The organism is Sphingomonas sp. CFBP 13733, from assembly GCF_014841795.1.
Classification (GTDB): Bacteria; Pseudomonadota; Alphaproteobacteria; order Sphingomonadales; family Sphingomonadaceae; genus Sphingomonas; species Sphingomonas aerolata.
In genome coordinates this window covers 462,064-475,825 of sequence record NZ_JACYUP010000003.1, presented here as the reverse complement: position 1 = coordinate 475,825, position 13,762 = coordinate 462,064, and the positions used below count along the sequence as shown (strand labels likewise).

14 protein-coding genes are annotated in these 13,762 nt (G+C 67.1%); 6 read left to right on the top strand and 8 right to left on the bottom strand.

The features are described from left to right. The first annotated feature begins 35 nt into the window (after positions 1-35). From IFT71_RS10815 to IFT71_RS10800, 4 genes are all read left to right on the top strand, one after another. Complete coding sequence (locus IFT71_RS10815; RefSeq protein WP_192140754.1) at positions 36-593, top strand: pyridoxamine 5'-phosphate oxidase family protein; 558 nt, start codon at positions 36-38, stop codon at positions 591-593. Next, positions 590-790, top strand: coding sequence for a putative signal transducing protein (locus IFT71_RS10810; protein WP_056406720.1), 201 nt, complete (start codon positions 590-592; stop codon positions 788-790). The genes IFT71_RS10815 and IFT71_RS10810 overlap by 4 nt, the downstream gene beginning before the upstream one ends. A gap of 182 nt (positions 791-972) precedes the next feature. Continuing rightward, positions 973-1,311, top strand: coding sequence for a P-II family nitrogen regulator (locus IFT71_RS10805; protein WP_031439291.1), 339 nt, complete (start codon positions 973-975; stop codon positions 1,309-1,311). 27 nt (positions 1,312-1,338) lie between these two features. Further along, entirely contained in the window at positions 1,339-2,691 is a 1,353-nt protein-coding gene (locus IFT71_RS10800; protein WP_244648458.1) for an ammonium transporter, read from the top strand. A 126-nt stretch (positions 2,692-2,817) separates the two neighbouring features. Here IFT71_RS10800 and IFT71_RS10795 read toward each other — a convergent pair whose 3' ends face one another. From IFT71_RS10795 to recQ, 3 genes are read right to left on the bottom strand one after another with little or no spacing between them, the layout of a single operon-like run. Next, positions 2,818-3,231, bottom strand: a complete 414-nt coding sequence (locus tag IFT71_RS10795) for a hypothetical protein (protein WP_192140752.1) — start codon at positions 3,229-3,231, stop codon at positions 2,818-2,820. Beyond that, the gene (locus IFT71_RS10790; protein WP_031394698.1) at positions 3,228-3,656 is read right to left on the bottom strand and encodes a TIGR01244 family sulfur transferase; all 429 of its coding nucleotides are present in this window, start codon (positions 3,654-3,656) and stop codon (positions 3,228-3,230) included. Before IFT71_RS10790 ends, IFT71_RS10795 begins: the two co-directional genes overlap by 4 nt. After that, positions 3,653-5,422, bottom strand: coding sequence for a DNA helicase RecQ (gene recQ / locus IFT71_RS10785; protein ID WP_192140750.1), 1,770 nt, complete (start codon positions 5,420-5,422; stop codon positions 3,653-3,655). Before recQ ends, IFT71_RS10790 begins: the two co-directional genes overlap by 4 nt. Before the next feature lie 284 nt (positions 5,423-5,706). Between recQ and IFT71_RS10780 the strand changes: the two genes are divergently transcribed. Continuing rightward, complete coding sequence (locus IFT71_RS10780) at positions 5,707-6,681, top strand: hypothetical protein (protein WP_192140748.1); 975 nt, start codon at positions 5,707-5,709, stop codon at positions 6,679-6,681. Between the two features lie 143 nt (positions 6,682-6,824). Here IFT71_RS10780 and IFT71_RS10775 read toward each other — a convergent pair whose 3' ends face one another. Further along, positions 6,825-8,654 carry an ABCB family ABC transporter ATP-binding protein/permease gene (locus IFT71_RS10775; protein ID WP_192140746.1) on the bottom strand — a complete coding sequence of 610 codons (1,830 nt, stop codon included), beginning with the start codon at positions 8,652-8,654 and terminating at the stop codon, positions 6,825-6,827. A gap of 121 nt (positions 8,655-8,775) precedes the next feature. Between IFT71_RS10775 and IFT71_RS10770 the strand changes: the two genes are divergently transcribed. Continuing rightward, positions 8,776-9,006, top strand: a complete 231-nt coding sequence (locus IFT71_RS10770) for a hypothetical protein (RefSeq protein ID WP_183936180.1) — start codon at positions 8,776-8,778, stop codon at positions 9,004-9,006. A gap of 146 nt (positions 9,007-9,152) precedes the next feature. Here the strand turns inward: IFT71_RS10770 and IFT71_RS10765 are convergent, their stop codons facing one another. The 4 genes from IFT71_RS10765 to crtY all read right to left on the bottom strand — a co-directional run bounded on the left by IFT71_RS10765 (position 9,153) and on the right by crtY (position 13,664). Then, on the bottom strand, positions 9,153-10,100 hold the full coding sequence (locus IFT71_RS10765) for a phytoene/squalene synthase family protein (RefSeq protein WP_192140744.1): 948 nt from the start codon (positions 10,098-10,100) through the stop codon (positions 9,153-9,155). A 148-nt stretch (positions 10,101-10,248) separates the two neighbouring features. After that, positions 10,249-10,830, bottom strand: coding sequence for an LOG family protein (locus IFT71_RS10760; RefSeq protein ID WP_031394045.1), 582 nt, complete (start codon positions 10,828-10,830; stop codon positions 10,249-10,251). A 192-nt stretch (positions 10,831-11,022) separates the two neighbouring features. Continuing rightward, complete coding sequence (locus IFT71_RS10755) at positions 11,023-12,501, bottom strand: phytoene desaturase (RefSeq protein ID WP_031394044.1); 1,479 nt, start codon at positions 12,499-12,501, stop codon at positions 11,023-11,025. Continuing rightward, the gene (gene crtY / locus IFT71_RS10750; protein WP_031394043.1) at positions 12,498-13,664 is read right to left on the bottom strand and encodes a lycopene beta-cyclase CrtY; all 1,167 of its coding nucleotides are present in this window, start codon (positions 13,662-13,664) and stop codon (positions 12,498-12,500) included. Before crtY ends, IFT71_RS10755 begins: the two co-directional genes overlap by 4 nt. Positions 13,665-13,762 lie beyond the last annotated feature (98 nt).

Genomic DNA, 13,762 nt, shown 5'->3' with positions numbered 1-13,762 from the left:
TCGCGTCGGAGCGGCGGTCCTGTTAGGGTAGCGACATGGATTTCTTCCCCGCCCTTACCGACGCGCACCGCGCGTTCGTCGAACGCCAGCCCGTGTTCTTCGTCGCGACCGCGGCCGAGGGTGCGCGGATCAACCTCAGCCCCAAGGGAATGGACAGCTTCCGCGTGCTCGACGCTGGCACCGTCGCCTATCTCGACGTCGGCGGCTCGGGGAACGAGACCAATGCGCATCTCGCCGCCGACGGACGTATCACGATCATGTTCTGCGCGTTCGACCGCCCCGCGCTCATCTTCCGGATTTATGGGCACGGCACCGCGGTGCTGCCGCAGGACGATCGCTGGAACGCGCTCTATGCGCAGTTCACGCCGTTGCCGGGGACCCGGCAGATCTTCGAGATCGCGGTCGATCAGGTGCAGACGAGCTGCGGATGGGGCGTGCCCGTGATGACGCTCGATCGCGAACGCCAGACACTGTCCAAATATCATGCCGGGCAGAGCGATGCCGAACGGCTCGCCGAATGGGCCGAGCATCCGCGCAGCATCGACGGTCTGCCGACGCGGGTGCCGACCATCGCGCCCGGTGCAGCCCGATGAGTCTCGCCGAGCTTGGCCGCTACAGCCGCAACGAGGCGCTGATCATCGCCGGCCGGCTCGAAAGCGAGGGCATTGCCGCGATCGTGTTCGACGGCGACATGGCGATCGGCGACGGCAGCGATCTGCTGATCCCGGTCCGCGTGATGGTCGACGCCGACGATTTCGATGAGGCACGCGCGATCATTCCCGACCGCTGACCGGAAATCGTCCGGCGACGCGCTGCCCGTTTTTGAGGCAATCGTCGCGCGCTGCACAGTTTCTAGCGGCCCGGCGCGCCCGACACCCCGTCCTCCACCCTGTCCCCGCCCCGTCCCGCACCCTGCCGGTAAACTGGCACGGTCGTTGCGTTGTGTTCGCCGTAACAAGGGGAAGGGGCGCGATGAAACTCGTCATTGCCATCATCAAGCCGTTCAAGCTCGACGAGGTGCGCGAAGCGCTCACCACGCTCGGCGTGGCGGGCATGACGGTCACCGAGGTCAAGGGGTTCGGCCGGCAAAAGGGTCAGACCGAGATTTATCGCGGTGCCGAATACACGACCAACATGGTGCCCAAGATCAAGGTCGAGGTCGTGTGCGCGACGAGCCTGGTGGACCGCGTGGTCGAGGCGATCCAGGCATCCGCCAACACCGGCGCGATCGGCGATGGCAAGATCTTTGTGGTCGACGTCAGCCAGGCGGTGCGCATCCGCACCGGCGAAACCGACGACTCGGCGCTCTGAGGGGAGGGGGACACGATGAAGCATGACATGAAGACAGCCGCCGCGGCGGTTCTGGGGTTCGGTGCCGCGCTGGTTGCCGCCGCGCCCGCTTTTGCGCAGACGGTCGCCGCACCCGCGGCCGCGCCCGTCGTCGCCACCGTCAACAAGGGCGATACCGCCTGGATGATGACCTCGACGATCCTCGTCCTGATGATGATCCTGCCGGGTCTCGCGCTGTTCTACGGTGGTCTCACCCGGTCGAAGAACATGCTCTCGACCATGACGCAGATCGGCGCGGTCGCAGCACTCGCGATGCTCATCTGGGTGATGTGGGGCTATACGCTCGCCTTCGGTCCCGACGTGACGAATCCGCTGCTCAGCAATTTCATCGGCAGTCTCGACAAGGCGTTCCTCAAGGGGATCACCCCGGCCTCGCAGGCGGCGACCTTCACCGCGGGCGTTGAAATTCCCGAATATGTCTTCGTCTGTTTCCAGATGACCTTCGCCGCGATCACGATCGCGCTGGTGCTCGGCTCGGTCGTCGAGCGGATGAAATTCTCCGCGGTGATGGTGTTCGGCCTGGTCTGGCTGACGATCGTCTATTTCCCGATCGCGCACATGGTCTGGGCCGCGTCGGGCTATTTCTTCAAGGCCGGCGCGCTCGATTTCGCCGGCGGGACCGTCGTCCACATCAACGCGGGCGTTTCCGCGCTGGTTGCCGCACTGATGCTCGGCAAGCGGATCGGCTATCCCAAGGAGCCGATGGCGCCGCATTCGCTGGTGATGACCGGGATCGGCACCGGGCTGCTCTGGGTGGGCTGGTTCGGCTTCAATGCCGGCTCCGCGCTCGAGGCGAACGGGTCGGCGGCACTGGCAATGATCAACACCTTCGTCGCGACCGCGTCGGCCGCGTTGTTCTGGATGCTCGCCGAGCGGCTGTCGGGTCACAAGGGGTCGGCACTCGGCTTCTGCTCGGGCATCGTCGCAGGGCTGGTCGCGGTGACGCCGGCGGCGGGCAATTCGGGCCCGTTCGGAGCGATCGTGCTGGGTGCGATCGCCTCGTTGATCTGCTTCATGGCGGTGTCGAAGATCAAGCCGCTGCTCGGATATGACGACTCGCTCGACGCGTTCGGCATCCACGGCATCGGCGGCATGGTAGGTGCTATCGGCACTGCGGTGGTTTATGCGCCGTCGCTCGGTGGCCCGGGTGCCGCCGACTATGCGATCGGTGCCAAGCTGCTGGTGCAGATCCAGGCGGTTCTCGTCACGATCATCTGGGCCTCGGTCGGCACCGTGATCGCGATCCTGATCGCCAAGGCGGTCACCGGCCTGCGCGTCTCGCCCGAAGTCGAGGTCGAGGGTCTCGACATCGGCGAGCATGGCGAGCGTGCCTATAACTGATCCAGTTCGGTAGCGGGCCGACCGAGCCCGCACCCACGATGTTCCTCCTGCGGACAACCTGGCCCGGTGCGCACAACGCACCGGGTCTTTTTTTGCGTGTCGATCGCGGTGCCGGCAGGGTGGCCGCTAGACGCCGATGTTCCTGGGAGCCAGCCGCCGGATATCGAGCACGTCGACCCGCGAGAGCATCACCGCGCCGAGCGTCCGGTCGCCGGTCTCGACGAGGATCCCCTCCTGCGTCGCGCGCACCGTCCGCCAGGTGACCTCGCACACCGCGATCCGCTTGCCGACACGCTTGACCGCGGCGACACGGCCATCGTCCGCGACCGCGAGCGCGCCACGCCCATCGGCGCCGACCACCGCGCCCGAGACGGCAAAGCCCGGCAGTTGCGCCTGCGCCGCCTCGGCGGCCTCCTCGGCGGTCTCGATCCGTATCACGCGCCGTTTCCGGGCCGCTGCCCAGCCGATACCACCGACCGACGCCACCAATGCCGCGACCGCAGCCCCGATCACCGCGGGGCCGAGCGCGATCGGAATCATCGCGGCCCTGCGAGCGCATCCAGCATCGGGCGGATACCGCGCAGGTCATAGCCTGCGTCCTCGGCCTGCGCGAGCAGCAGGTTGGGATTGCGCCCCGCCTTTGCCGCGGCGAGCGCCCACAGATTGCAGCTCCGCGTGCCCGACCGGCAATAGGCGAGGACGGGGCCTTTCGCCTCGGTCAGCGCCTGGGTCATCGCGTCGATCTGCGGATGCGAAAAGCCCGCATGTGTCACCGGGATCGCGACATAGTTCAGGCCTGCCGCCTCGGCCGCCGCACGGATCGCGTCGCCCGAAGGCTGGCCCGCATCCTCGTCGTCGGGGCGGTTGTTGACGATCGTCTTGAACCCCGCCGCGGCGATGTCCGCGACGTGCTCGACCGCGATCTGCGGCGCGACCGAAATGCTTTCGTTGATGTGCCGGATCATGCGGACTCGCGGATAACTGCCAGAAAGGCATCCCCATAGGCGTCGAGCTTGCGCGCGCCAATGCCCGATAGCACGGCGAGCGCCGCCCGCGATGCGGGTCGCTGCGCCGCCATGTCACGCAGCACCGAATCGTGGAAGATCACATAGGGCGGAACGCCCGCGTCCTTCGCCAGATCGCGGCGGCATACGCGCAGCGCCTCGAACAGCGGATCGTCGACCGGGTTCGGCACCGCGCCCGGTGCCGCCTTGCGCCGCCGCTCGCGCTTGGGCGGCACGATCACCGACAGCGCCGCCTCGCCTTTCAGGATCGCCTTGGCCGCGGGCCCGAACTCCAGCCCGCCATGCGGATTCGTCCGCAGCGCGTCCTTCAACATCAGCGCGCGCGAGACCGGTTTCAGCAACGCCACCTCGTCGCCCTCGACGATCCCGTAGACCGACAGCGCCTCATGCCCGTTCATCAGGCTCCGCTCGCTCGACACCCCGGTCAGGATACCCTCGATATAGCCGACGCCGAACATCTGCCCCGTCCGGAACACCGCCGACAAGAATTTCCGCGCGGTCTCGGTCGCGTCGACCGCATCGACATTGCCGAGGCAATTGTCGCAATTGCCGCAATCCTCGAGTCGCTCCTCGCCGAAATGCTTGAGCAGGATGCGGCGCCGGCACCCTGCGGTCTCGACCAGCCCGCCCATCGCGGTCAGCCGCTGGCGCTCGCCCGCCTGCCGCTCGGGCTCGACCTCGCCGATCCGCTGGCGGGCGCGCGCGAAATCCTCCGCACCCCAGAACAGATGCGCGATCGCCGGATCGCCGTCGCGCCCCGCGCGCCCCGTTTCCTGATAATAGGCCTCGATCGATTTCGGCAGCCCGGCATGCGCGACGAACCGCACGTCGGGCTTGTCGATCCCCATCCCGAACGCGACCGTCGCGCAGATCACCATGTCCTCGCTTGCGACGAAATCCGCCTGGTTCTTCGCGCGCACCTGCGGATCGAGCCCGGCATGATAGGCGCGCGTCGGCCGCCCGCTGCGCCCCAGCGCCTCGGCCAGCTTCTCGGTCGCGGCGCGCGTCTGCGCATAGACGATCCCCGGCCCCGGGATCTTCTCGAGAATATCCGCGATCTGCCGGTTGACGTTGTCGCGTGCCGAGATCGCATAGCGGATGTTCGGCCGGTCGAACCCCGACACGATCAGCCCCTCGCGCGAGATCCCCAGCTGTTCGAGGATATCCGCGCGCGTATGCGCGTCCGCGGTCGCGGTCAGCGCCAGCCGTGGCACGTCGGGAAAGCTGTCGAGCAGCGGCCGCAGCAGGCGGTAGTCGGGGCGGAAGTCATGCCCCCACTCACTGACGCAGTGCGCCTCGTCGATCGCGAACAGGCTGATCCGCGCCTGCGACAGCAGATTGCGAAAACTCTCGTTCGAGGCCCGCTCGGGCGCGACATACAGCAGATCGAGATCGCCCGCACGGAACCGCGCGATCGTCTCCTCGCGATTGGTATCCACGCTCGTCAGCGTCGCCGCCTTGATCCCGACCGCGGTCGCGGCACGCAGCTGGTCGTGCATCAGCGCGATCAGCGGCGACACGACCACGCACGTCCCCTCGAGCATCGTCGCCGGCAACTGGTAACATAGCGACTTGCCAGCTCCGGTCGGCATCACCGCCAGCGTCCGCTGCCCCGCAAGCACACGGTCGACGACATCGCGCTGCACGCCGCGAAAATCAGGAAAGCCGAAGATGCGCTGGAGATCGGGAAGGGGGTCGAGTGCCATCGCCGTCTAGGTAGCGATCCCCGCTGCGATGTCGAGGATAGCGCGGGCCTTATCGCGCCGGTGCACCAGGGTCTGTCATCCCGACCAGATAGCATGCACCTCCCCGGCGGAGGCCGGGGCCCAGTTGGAAAGGTGGTCGTAACGACGGGACGTCCTTTGTCAGCAACGTCTCCCAACTGGACCCCGGCCTCCGCCGGGGAGGCATACATTCATACTCGTGGCGAATGCGGTTGCGGTCGTCGAGCGATGTGCAACACCCCTCGCGATCGATTGGTGGAGGTGGCATGAAAGGCTTTGGTTTGCGGAGCGGTGCCACGGCGCTCGTCTTGGTCGGGCTCGTCCCGATCGGCAGCGCGGGCTTCGCTGCGGACAAGCCTGTGGCGGTGCGAGACGTGCCGGTCGGTGGCATGATCGCCGCGACGATCGACGGCAGGCCGGTCACGCTCCGCGTCGATCCTGGCGCGCCCGGGCTGGTCCTCATGACCACCGCCGCCGCCGACCGGCTTAGGTTGAAAGGCGGCATGATGGAAATCGGCTATTCGGTGGGCGGAAAGGGCGCGATGCAGGCCACGACCGTGCGGCCGATGACGTTCGACGCCACCCGCGTGAAACGCCGGGTCGGCTTTCCCAGTCCCAAAAAAGGGTCTGCCGACGGTCGCTGGATCGGGCGTGTCTATGCGACCGTCGGCGATGGCAGCATCGGGCCGGGGTCGCTCCCCGAACCCGTCGTGCGTATCGCCCTCCACGCGCCGCGCGCGAGCGAACGGACGGTCGCACTGCCGATGGTCGATGGCGGCGGCCTGTTCGGACGGCTGTCGGGCGAATTCGCGCAGATCATGATCGGCGGCCAGCCAGTGCGCGTCCGCTTCGATCCCTATCACCCGCGCACCACGGTCACCGCCAACGCCGCGTCGCTGATCGCCGAGGCGCAGCGCGGCACGCTCGTCGGTACATTGGAGCCCGTCGAAATCGCTTTCGGCATCGTGCGGCCGGTGCGCACGATGATACTCGCGACCCCGCTCCCGGTCGGCCCGCTGATGCTATCGACGCTCGGCGTCCGCGCCAGCGACGTCGGCGATGCCGTGTCGATTCCGGAAGCCGACGCCGCACCACCCGACCCCGACGAGATCGTCGTCACCGCCAAGGGCAAGCGCGACCCCAAACACGACCGCCTGACGCTCGGCGCGGACGTGCTCGATCGCTGCTCCGAAATCGTGTTCGACCGGCCACAGAAGCAGGTAAGGCTCACGTGCGGGTAACTGGCTAGGCGCGCACAATACACCACCCCGGCGAAGGCCGGGGTCCAGTTAGGGGGCGTCGGTAACGAAAGACCGCGCCCCGTTACTCCGACCTCTCCAACTGGGCCCCGGCCTTCGCCGGGGTGGAAGATGGTGGGACGACCCTACTCCGCCGCGAGCGCCCCCGCGTCATCGCCGGCGCGCTCCTGCGCTTGGCGGTTCCACATCTCCGCATACACGCCCTCGCGGCGCAGCAACTCGGCATGCGTACCCTTCTCGACGATCCGCCCCGCCTCCAGCACGACGATCTGGTCGGCATGCACCACGGTCGACAGCCGATGCGCGATCACGATCGTGGTGCGGCCGCGCTCGATCGCCTCGAGCGTGTCGAGGATTTCCGCCTCGGTGCGGCTGTCGAGCGCCGACGTTGCCTCGTCGAGGATCAGGATCGGCGGGTTCTTCAGCAGCGTGCGTGCGATCGCCACGCGCTGCTTCTCGCCGCCCGACAGCTTCAGACCACGCTCGCCGACGCGCGTCGCATAGCCGAGCGGCTGGCGTTCGATGAACCCTGCGATCGCCGCGCCCTTCGCCGCCGTCTCGACCTCGGGCATCTCCGCGCCCTCGCGGCCATAGGCGATATTGTAGCCGATCGTATCGTTGAACAGCACCGTGTCCTGCGGAACGATCCCGATCGCCGCGCGCAGCGATGCCTGGCGGACCTGCGCAATGTCCTGCCCGTCGACGGTGATCCGCCCGCCCGTCAGGTCGTAGAAGCGGTAGAGAAGCCGCGCGAGCGTCGACTTGCCCGCGCCTGACGGTCCGACCACCGCGAGCGTCGATCCCGCGGGCACGTCGAGCTCGAGATCGCGCAGGATCGGCCGGCCCGCGTCATAGCCGAACGAGACATTCTCGAACCGGACATGACCCGCGCTGACCGCGAGTACGGGGGCGTCGGCCACGTCGACGACGGAAGCGGGCGTGTCGATCAGGTCGAACATCGCCGCCATGTCGAGCGCGCCCTGGCGGATCGTGCGATACACCATGCCGAGCAGGTCGAGCGGCCGGAACAGCTGCGCCAGCAGCGTCGAGACAAAGACCACGTCGCCCGCCGACGCCTCGCCCCGGCTCCACCGCCACACGACGAAGCCCATGCCGCCCGCGAGCATCAGGTTGGTGATCAGAGCCTGACCGAGGTTCAGCCATGCGAGCGAATTCTCGCTCTTCACCGCGGCTTCGGAATAGGCAGTGATCGCGCTGTCATAGCGCTTTGCCTCGCGCTCCTCCGCGCCGAAGTACTTGACCGTCTCGAAGTTCAGCAGCGAATCGACCGCATGCGCGACCGCACCGGTATCAAGGTCATTCATGCGTGCGCGCAGCGCGTTGCGCCAGTCGGTGACCATCCGCGTGAACGCGATATAGCCGACCACCATCACGACCGTCGCGACGACCAGCGGCCAGCCGAACTTGGTCCAGAACAGGCCCAGCACCAGCACGAGTTCGAACAGCGTGGGCGCAATGTTGAAGAGCAGGAAATAGAGCATCGTATCGATACTCTTGGTCCCGCGTTCGACGACCTTGGTCACTGCGCCCGTTCGGCGCGACAGATGGAAATCGAGGCTCAGCGCATGGAGGTGGCGAAACACCTGCGCGGCCAACCGCCGCGACGCGTCCTGTCCGACCCGCTCGAACACCGCGTTGCGCAGATTGTCGAACAGCGTCGTTCCGAACCGCGACGCCGCATAGCCGACCACCAGCAGCGCGACGAGCGTCAGCGCGCCGCGGTCGTTCCCCGCCATCCGGTCGACCGCATATTTCAGCGTGAACGCCGCGCCGAACACCTGCACCAGCTTCGACGCGATCACGAGCATCATCGCGACGACGATCCGCACTTTCAGCTTCGGCTGCCCCGCCGGCCACAGGAATGGCAGAAAGCGACGGAGCGTCGGCAGCAACGGCTGGTCCGCGCGGGTGGAGGTGTAGGTATCAGGGGGCATTGCTGGTGGTGATGTAGGCGTGGTCAAGCCCCGGTGAAAGCGGTTGGCGGAACAATCCTGCCAGTTCGTCGCTTTTCATACCGTGTCCAACGCCGGGCACGGCGATCCACTGGAGAATGAAATGGAACCGCTGTTCTACGTCATGGCCATCATGGGTTGCAGTGACGGCAATATGAACTGCACCGAGGCACGGGTCGTGCCGGCGCGCTACGAAACCATGGCGCAGTGCCGCGCGGCGCTTCCCGATCAGCTCGCGCAGAACACCGACGTTCCCTATCCGATGATCGGCGCCAATTGCCGCACCGCAGGCGCGCAGATCGCCGTGGCAGGCAAGGCCAAGCCCCGGGGCTGATATGTTGGTTCGAGCGGGTTTGAGTTCGTCTCCTTCGCTCTCTCTTCCCCGTTCGTGCTGAGCGAAGTCGAAGCACAGGTCCCGAACGGAGGCCCTTCGACTTCGCTCAGGGCGAACGGATAAGGGGTGAGGCGTGAAAGACTAAGCTACCGCGGTCGTGTCCACAGCCGCGGATCGCGCGGCGTGCGTGGATACAGCCGCTCCGGCGCCGCTGCCTCTCGCGCGGCTCTGGCGATAAACCCCAGCTTCTGCGCCCCGGACGTCGTAACGCGGTGATCCCAGGCATGCTCGCCGCGCGCCGCGACGGCCCGCCCGATTGCGCCATAGATACCGGCCGCGGACAGCACGGCCCAGGCCGACCGGAACGACAGCGCGGGCGTGCCTTCCCGTGCGCTCGCCTCGAACGCCGCCGCGCGGTCCGCCATCCGCTTCGTGAGCACCGCGAGGCGCGCGCGGAATGGCGGCTTCATGTGCTGGCCGGGCGGAAAGTCCATCTCGACCAGCCAGTCCTCGGGCAGGTAGCAGCGCCCGACCCGGTCATCCTCCTCGACATCGCGCATGATGTTGGCGAGCTGGAATGCCATTCCCAAGTCACAGGCGCGGTCGAGTGTGTCCTCGTCATCGGGATCGACCCCCATCGCGATCGCCATCATGCAGCCGACGACGCCCGCGACATGGTAGCAATATTTGTACAGGTCGTTTTCGGAGCGCGGTCGCCACTCGCGTGCATCGAGCGCGAACCCCTCGACCAGGTCGCGCGCGAACCGCTTGGGCATCCGCGTCTCGGCGGCGACGATCCGCAGCGCGTCGAATGCGGGCTCGCCGACGACCTCGCCCGCCAGCGCCTGCTCGGTCATCGCCGACAGCGTGACGAGGCGCGCCGGGGCATCGTCGACGACGGTCATGCCGTGCCCGTGATCCTGTCCGTCGGCGATATCGTCGCACCGCCGGCACCAGGCGTAGAGGAGCCACGCCCGTTCGCGCGTCGGCTTGTCGAACAACAGGCTGGCGGCCGCGAAACTCTTCGATCCGCGCGCGATCGACTCCTTCGCCGTCGCGACGATCGCTTCGCGGGTGGGGGAGGGGAATGTCATGCCGCCACCTTTACTACCACCCCGGCGAAGGCCGGGGCCCAGGTGGGAAAGCGAGTGTAATGACGCGTAGCGCGAGCCAATCCCCGTCCCCCAACTGGGCCCCGGCCTTCGCCGGGGTGGAGCAGGATAGTATGCGGCGCGAAGACGGTCACAGATCCGACGCGTTCATCCGGACGATCGGCTGTGTCGGCACATGCTCCGCCATCCGGTCGAGCAGCAGGTCGAGCGTATCCGCGACGATCAGCAGGTCGCGGTGCTGCGGTCGCAGGAAGCCGACCTCGCCCATCTTGTCCCAGAACGCGATCAGATGGTCGTAATAGCCCGCGGTGTTGAGCAGCCCGACGGGATCCGCATGATAGCCGAGCTGCGCCCAGCTCAGCGCTTCCCACAGCTCGTCCATCGTGCCCGTACCACCGGGAATCGTCACGAATCCGTCCGACAGGTCGGTGAACATCTGCTTGCGCTGGTGCATGCCCTGCACGACGTGGAGCTCGGTCAGCCCCCGGTGCGCAACCTCCGCATCGACCAGCGCCTGCGGAATCACGCCGATCACCTCGCCGCCACCCTCGAGCGCACCGTCGGCGATCGCGCCCATCAGGCCGGTGCGGCCACCGCCATAGACGAGGCCGATTCCGCGCTCGGCAAAGGTCCGTCCCAGCGCGCGTGCGCCTTCGATATACAGGGGATCAGCCGGCGTCGCCGACCCGCAATACACAGCAAGTCTTTTCATGTGGCCTCGCTAGGGGAAGCTCGCGTGGTGCCGCAAGAAAAGAATGGGTTCGCGCGGAGACGCGGAGGCGCGGAGTTGCAGCACGGGTCGCGGAGCGACCTTATACCATGATGACGTACAGCCGAGAGGTCTTCCGACCGATAGGCTGGACGCACCATCTCCGCGCCTCCGCGTCTCCGCGTGAACAAACCCTTACTGCTCGCCCTCAAGCATCAACCGCGCCGTCGCCTTCGCACTCCCGACGACGCCGGGAATCCCCGCCCCCGGGTGAGTCCCTGCGCCGACGAAGTACAGGTTCGGGATATGATCGTCGCGGTTGTGCACGCGGAAATAGGCGCTCTGCGTCAGCACCGGCTCGAGCGAGAAGGCCGAGCCCAGATGGGCGTTCAGATCCTGCGCGAAATCCTTCGGCGCATAGCTGAACTTGGTCACGATCCGGTCGTGGATGTCCGGGATCAACCGCCGGCCGATCTCGTCAAGGATCCGCTTCTCCAGGATCGGGCCGATCTCGTCCCAGTCGACCGGGAACTTGCCGAGATGCGGCACCGGCGCGAGCGCGTAGAAGGTCGAATGCCCCTCCGGCGCCAGGCTGGGGTCGGTGACAGTCGGGTGGTGGAGATAAAGCGAGAAATCTTCCGCCAGCACGCCGTGATCGTAAATGTCCGACAGCAGCCCCTTATAGCGCGGCCCGAACAGGATCATGTGGTGCGGAATGCCGGGCCACGTGCCCTTGATCCCGAAATGCACGACGAACAGCGACGGGCTGTACTTCTTGCGCTCGAGCGACGCCTTGGTCCGCTGTCCGCTGCGCGACGTCGCCAGCAGGTCGCGATAGGTGTGCATGATGTCGCTGTTCGCCGCCACCGCATCCGCCTGGCCCGACCAGCCGCTCGCCGTCGTGACCCCGGTCGCGCGGTCGCCCAGCGTCTCGATCGAGGTGACCGGGTCGTCGAGCCGCAGCACGCCGCCCAGTCGCTCGAACTGGGTCACCAGCGCCGCGACCAGCCGGTTGGTGCCGCCGCGCGCGAACCACACGCCGCCGTCGCGCTCCAGCTTGTGGATCAGGGCATAGATCGCGCTGGTCGTCATCGGATTGCCGCCGACCAGCAGCGTGTGGAACGAGAGCGCCTCGCGCAGCTTCTCGGACTTCACGAAGCTCGACACGATTGAATAGACCGAGCGCCAGGCCTGGTATTTCGCCAGTGCCGGCGCCGCCTTGATCATCGACCCGAAGTCGAGAAACGCGACATGGCCGAGCTTCTCATAGCCTTCGTGAAACACGCCGGCGGAATAGGCGAGGAACTTCTCATAGCCCGCCCAGTCGCCCGGGTGCAGCTTCTCGATCTCCGCCCGCATCTGCGTATCGTCGTTGGTATAATCGAAATTCGTCCCGTCTGCCCAGTTCAGCCGGTAGAAGGGCAGCACCGGGTCGAGCGTCACGTCCGCGCTCATGTCGTGCCCGCTCAGCGCCCATAGTTCGCGCAGGCAATCGGGATCGGTGATGACGGTCGGGCCGGCATCGAAGGTGAAGCCGTCGCGCTCCCAGTAATAGCCACGCCCGCCCGGCTTGTCGCGGCTCTCGACGATGGTCGTCTGGACGCCTGCGGATTGCAGCCGGATCGCGAGCGCCAGCCCGCCAAACCCTGCGCCGATGACGATAGCTGTCTTCATGATCTCATACTGCCTGCGATGGCGCGGACGGCGCGCACGATGGGGACGGGGGGCTTGCCGGTCAGGATCCGCGCCTTGTCGGTCATGGTCGAACGTCCGGCATAGAAACGGCCTATCAGCGAAGGGGAGAGGCGATAGAAGCGCTCGAGGATCCGGTAGCGTTCCTCGGGCTCCGCCGCGCGGAATAGCATCGTGTCGAGCATCCGGTAGAAACCGCGGCTCTTCCACGTCGCCTGCGCCATCGCATAGGTCGCGTCGTGCAGCCGCGCGCCCGAGAAATCCCCCAGCGCCGCGATCATCGACGCGGTCCGCACCGCATCGGGCAGCGAATAGCCGGTGGTCGGGTGGAACATCCCCGCGCGCATCCCCGCCTTGGCGACACGCGCCCCGGTCGAGCGCCAATAGGCCTCGAAATCGCCGCCCATCGCGACCGGCAGGACGCCCGATTCCTCGCGTTCGATCCGCTTCACCGACCAGCCGCGCTCGGCGACATAGGCGTCGATCCGGTCGCGCAGCACGGGCAGATCGAGATCGGGCGTGTCGCTGTAATAGGTGTCTTCGACGAACATCCGCCGCGCCTTGAACGGCAGGCAATAGACGAAACGATAGCCGTCGAGCTGTTCGACGCCCGCATCCATCACCATCGGCCGCGGCGCCTTGTGCATCGCGTCGAGCAGCAGTTCGCGTCCGAGGAATTTCTGCCACGCCAGATCGAGCAGCGTAAGGTCGCCCGGCCCGCGCGCGTCGATCACCCCGGTCGCTTCGATCCGGTCGCCGTCGCTCAGCACCACCGCGGTCGCGCTCGCGCCGCTGACTTTGCGGTCGAGCATCAGCGCGTGCGGCGGCAGGACGCGGCGTACTTCGCGGTCGAGCTGGACGCTCTCGATCGAATTGTAACGCGCGTCGATGGTCCGCGCATGCCCTGGAAAGCGCACGTCATAGCCCTGCCAGCCATGCACCACGAGCGGCGCGACGATCCAGCGGTCCGCCGCCGCGACGTCGCTGTCGAAGAACGACCAGAGGTGATTGCCGCCGACCGTCGGGGCGGCATCGACCAGCCGCACGTCGAGCGCCGGATGCTTCGCTTTGAGCGCCAGCGCGATCATCCCGCCGGCCAGGCCCGCGCCAACGATCGCGACGTCGCAGGAGATCGTCGATGCCATGGCTCCGACTAGCGCAAACCGGCGCCTGCGAAAACAGCCTTTCCCGCCCAATCGCGCGCGAAGACAACCTGCATTGCCGGCCCGGCCGCCTCTTCCGC

Coding starts and splice junctions, on each gene's coding strand:
- IFT71_RS10815 (WP_192140754.1), top strand. CDS start 36: ATGGATTTCTTCCCCGCCCTTACCGACGCGCACCGCGCGTTCGTCGAA.
- IFT71_RS10810 (WP_056406720.1), top strand. CDS start 590: ATGAGTCTCGCCGAGCTTGGCCGCTACAGCCGCAACGAGGCGCTGATC.
- IFT71_RS10805 (WP_031439291.1), top strand. CDS start 973: ATGAAACTCGTCATTGCCATCATCAAGCCGTTCAAGCTCGACGAGGTG.
- IFT71_RS10800 (WP_244648458.1), top strand. CDS start 1,339: ATGAAGACAGCCGCCGCGGCGGTTCTGGGGTTCGGTGCCGCGCTGGTT.
- IFT71_RS10795 (WP_192140752.1), bottom strand. CDS start 3,231: ATGATTCCGATCGCGCTCGGCCCCGCGGTGATCGGGGCTGCGGTCGCG.
- IFT71_RS10790 (WP_031394698.1), bottom strand. CDS start 3,656: ATGATCCGGCACATCAACGAAAGCATTTCGGTCGCGCCGCAGATCGCG.
- recQ (WP_192140750.1), bottom strand. CDS start 5,422: ATGGCACTCGACCCCCTTCCCGATCTCCAGCGCATCTTCGGCTTTCCT.
- IFT71_RS10780 (WP_192140748.1), top strand. CDS start 5,707: ATGAAAGGCTTTGGTTTGCGGAGCGGTGCCACGGCGCTCGTCTTGGTC.
- IFT71_RS10775 (WP_192140746.1), bottom strand. CDS start 8,654: ATGCCCCCTGATACCTACACCTCCACCCGCGCGGACCAGCCGTTGCTG.
- IFT71_RS10770 (WP_183936180.1), top strand. CDS start 8,776: ATGGAACCGCTGTTCTACGTCATGGCCATCATGGGTTGCAGTGACGGC.
- IFT71_RS10765 (WP_192140744.1), bottom strand. CDS start 10,100: ATGACATTCCCCTCCCCCACCCGCGAAGCGATCGTCGCGACGGCGAAG.
- IFT71_RS10760 (WP_031394045.1), bottom strand. CDS start 10,830: ATGAAAAGACTTGCTGTGTATTGCGGGTCGGCGACGCCGGCTGATCCC.
- IFT71_RS10755 (WP_031394044.1), bottom strand. CDS start 12,501: ATGAAGACAGCTATCGTCATCGGCGCAGGGTTTGGCGGGCTGGCGCTC.
- crtY (WP_031394043.1), bottom strand. CDS start 13,664: ATGGCATCGACGATCTCCTGCGACGTCGCGATCGTTGGCGCGGGCCTG.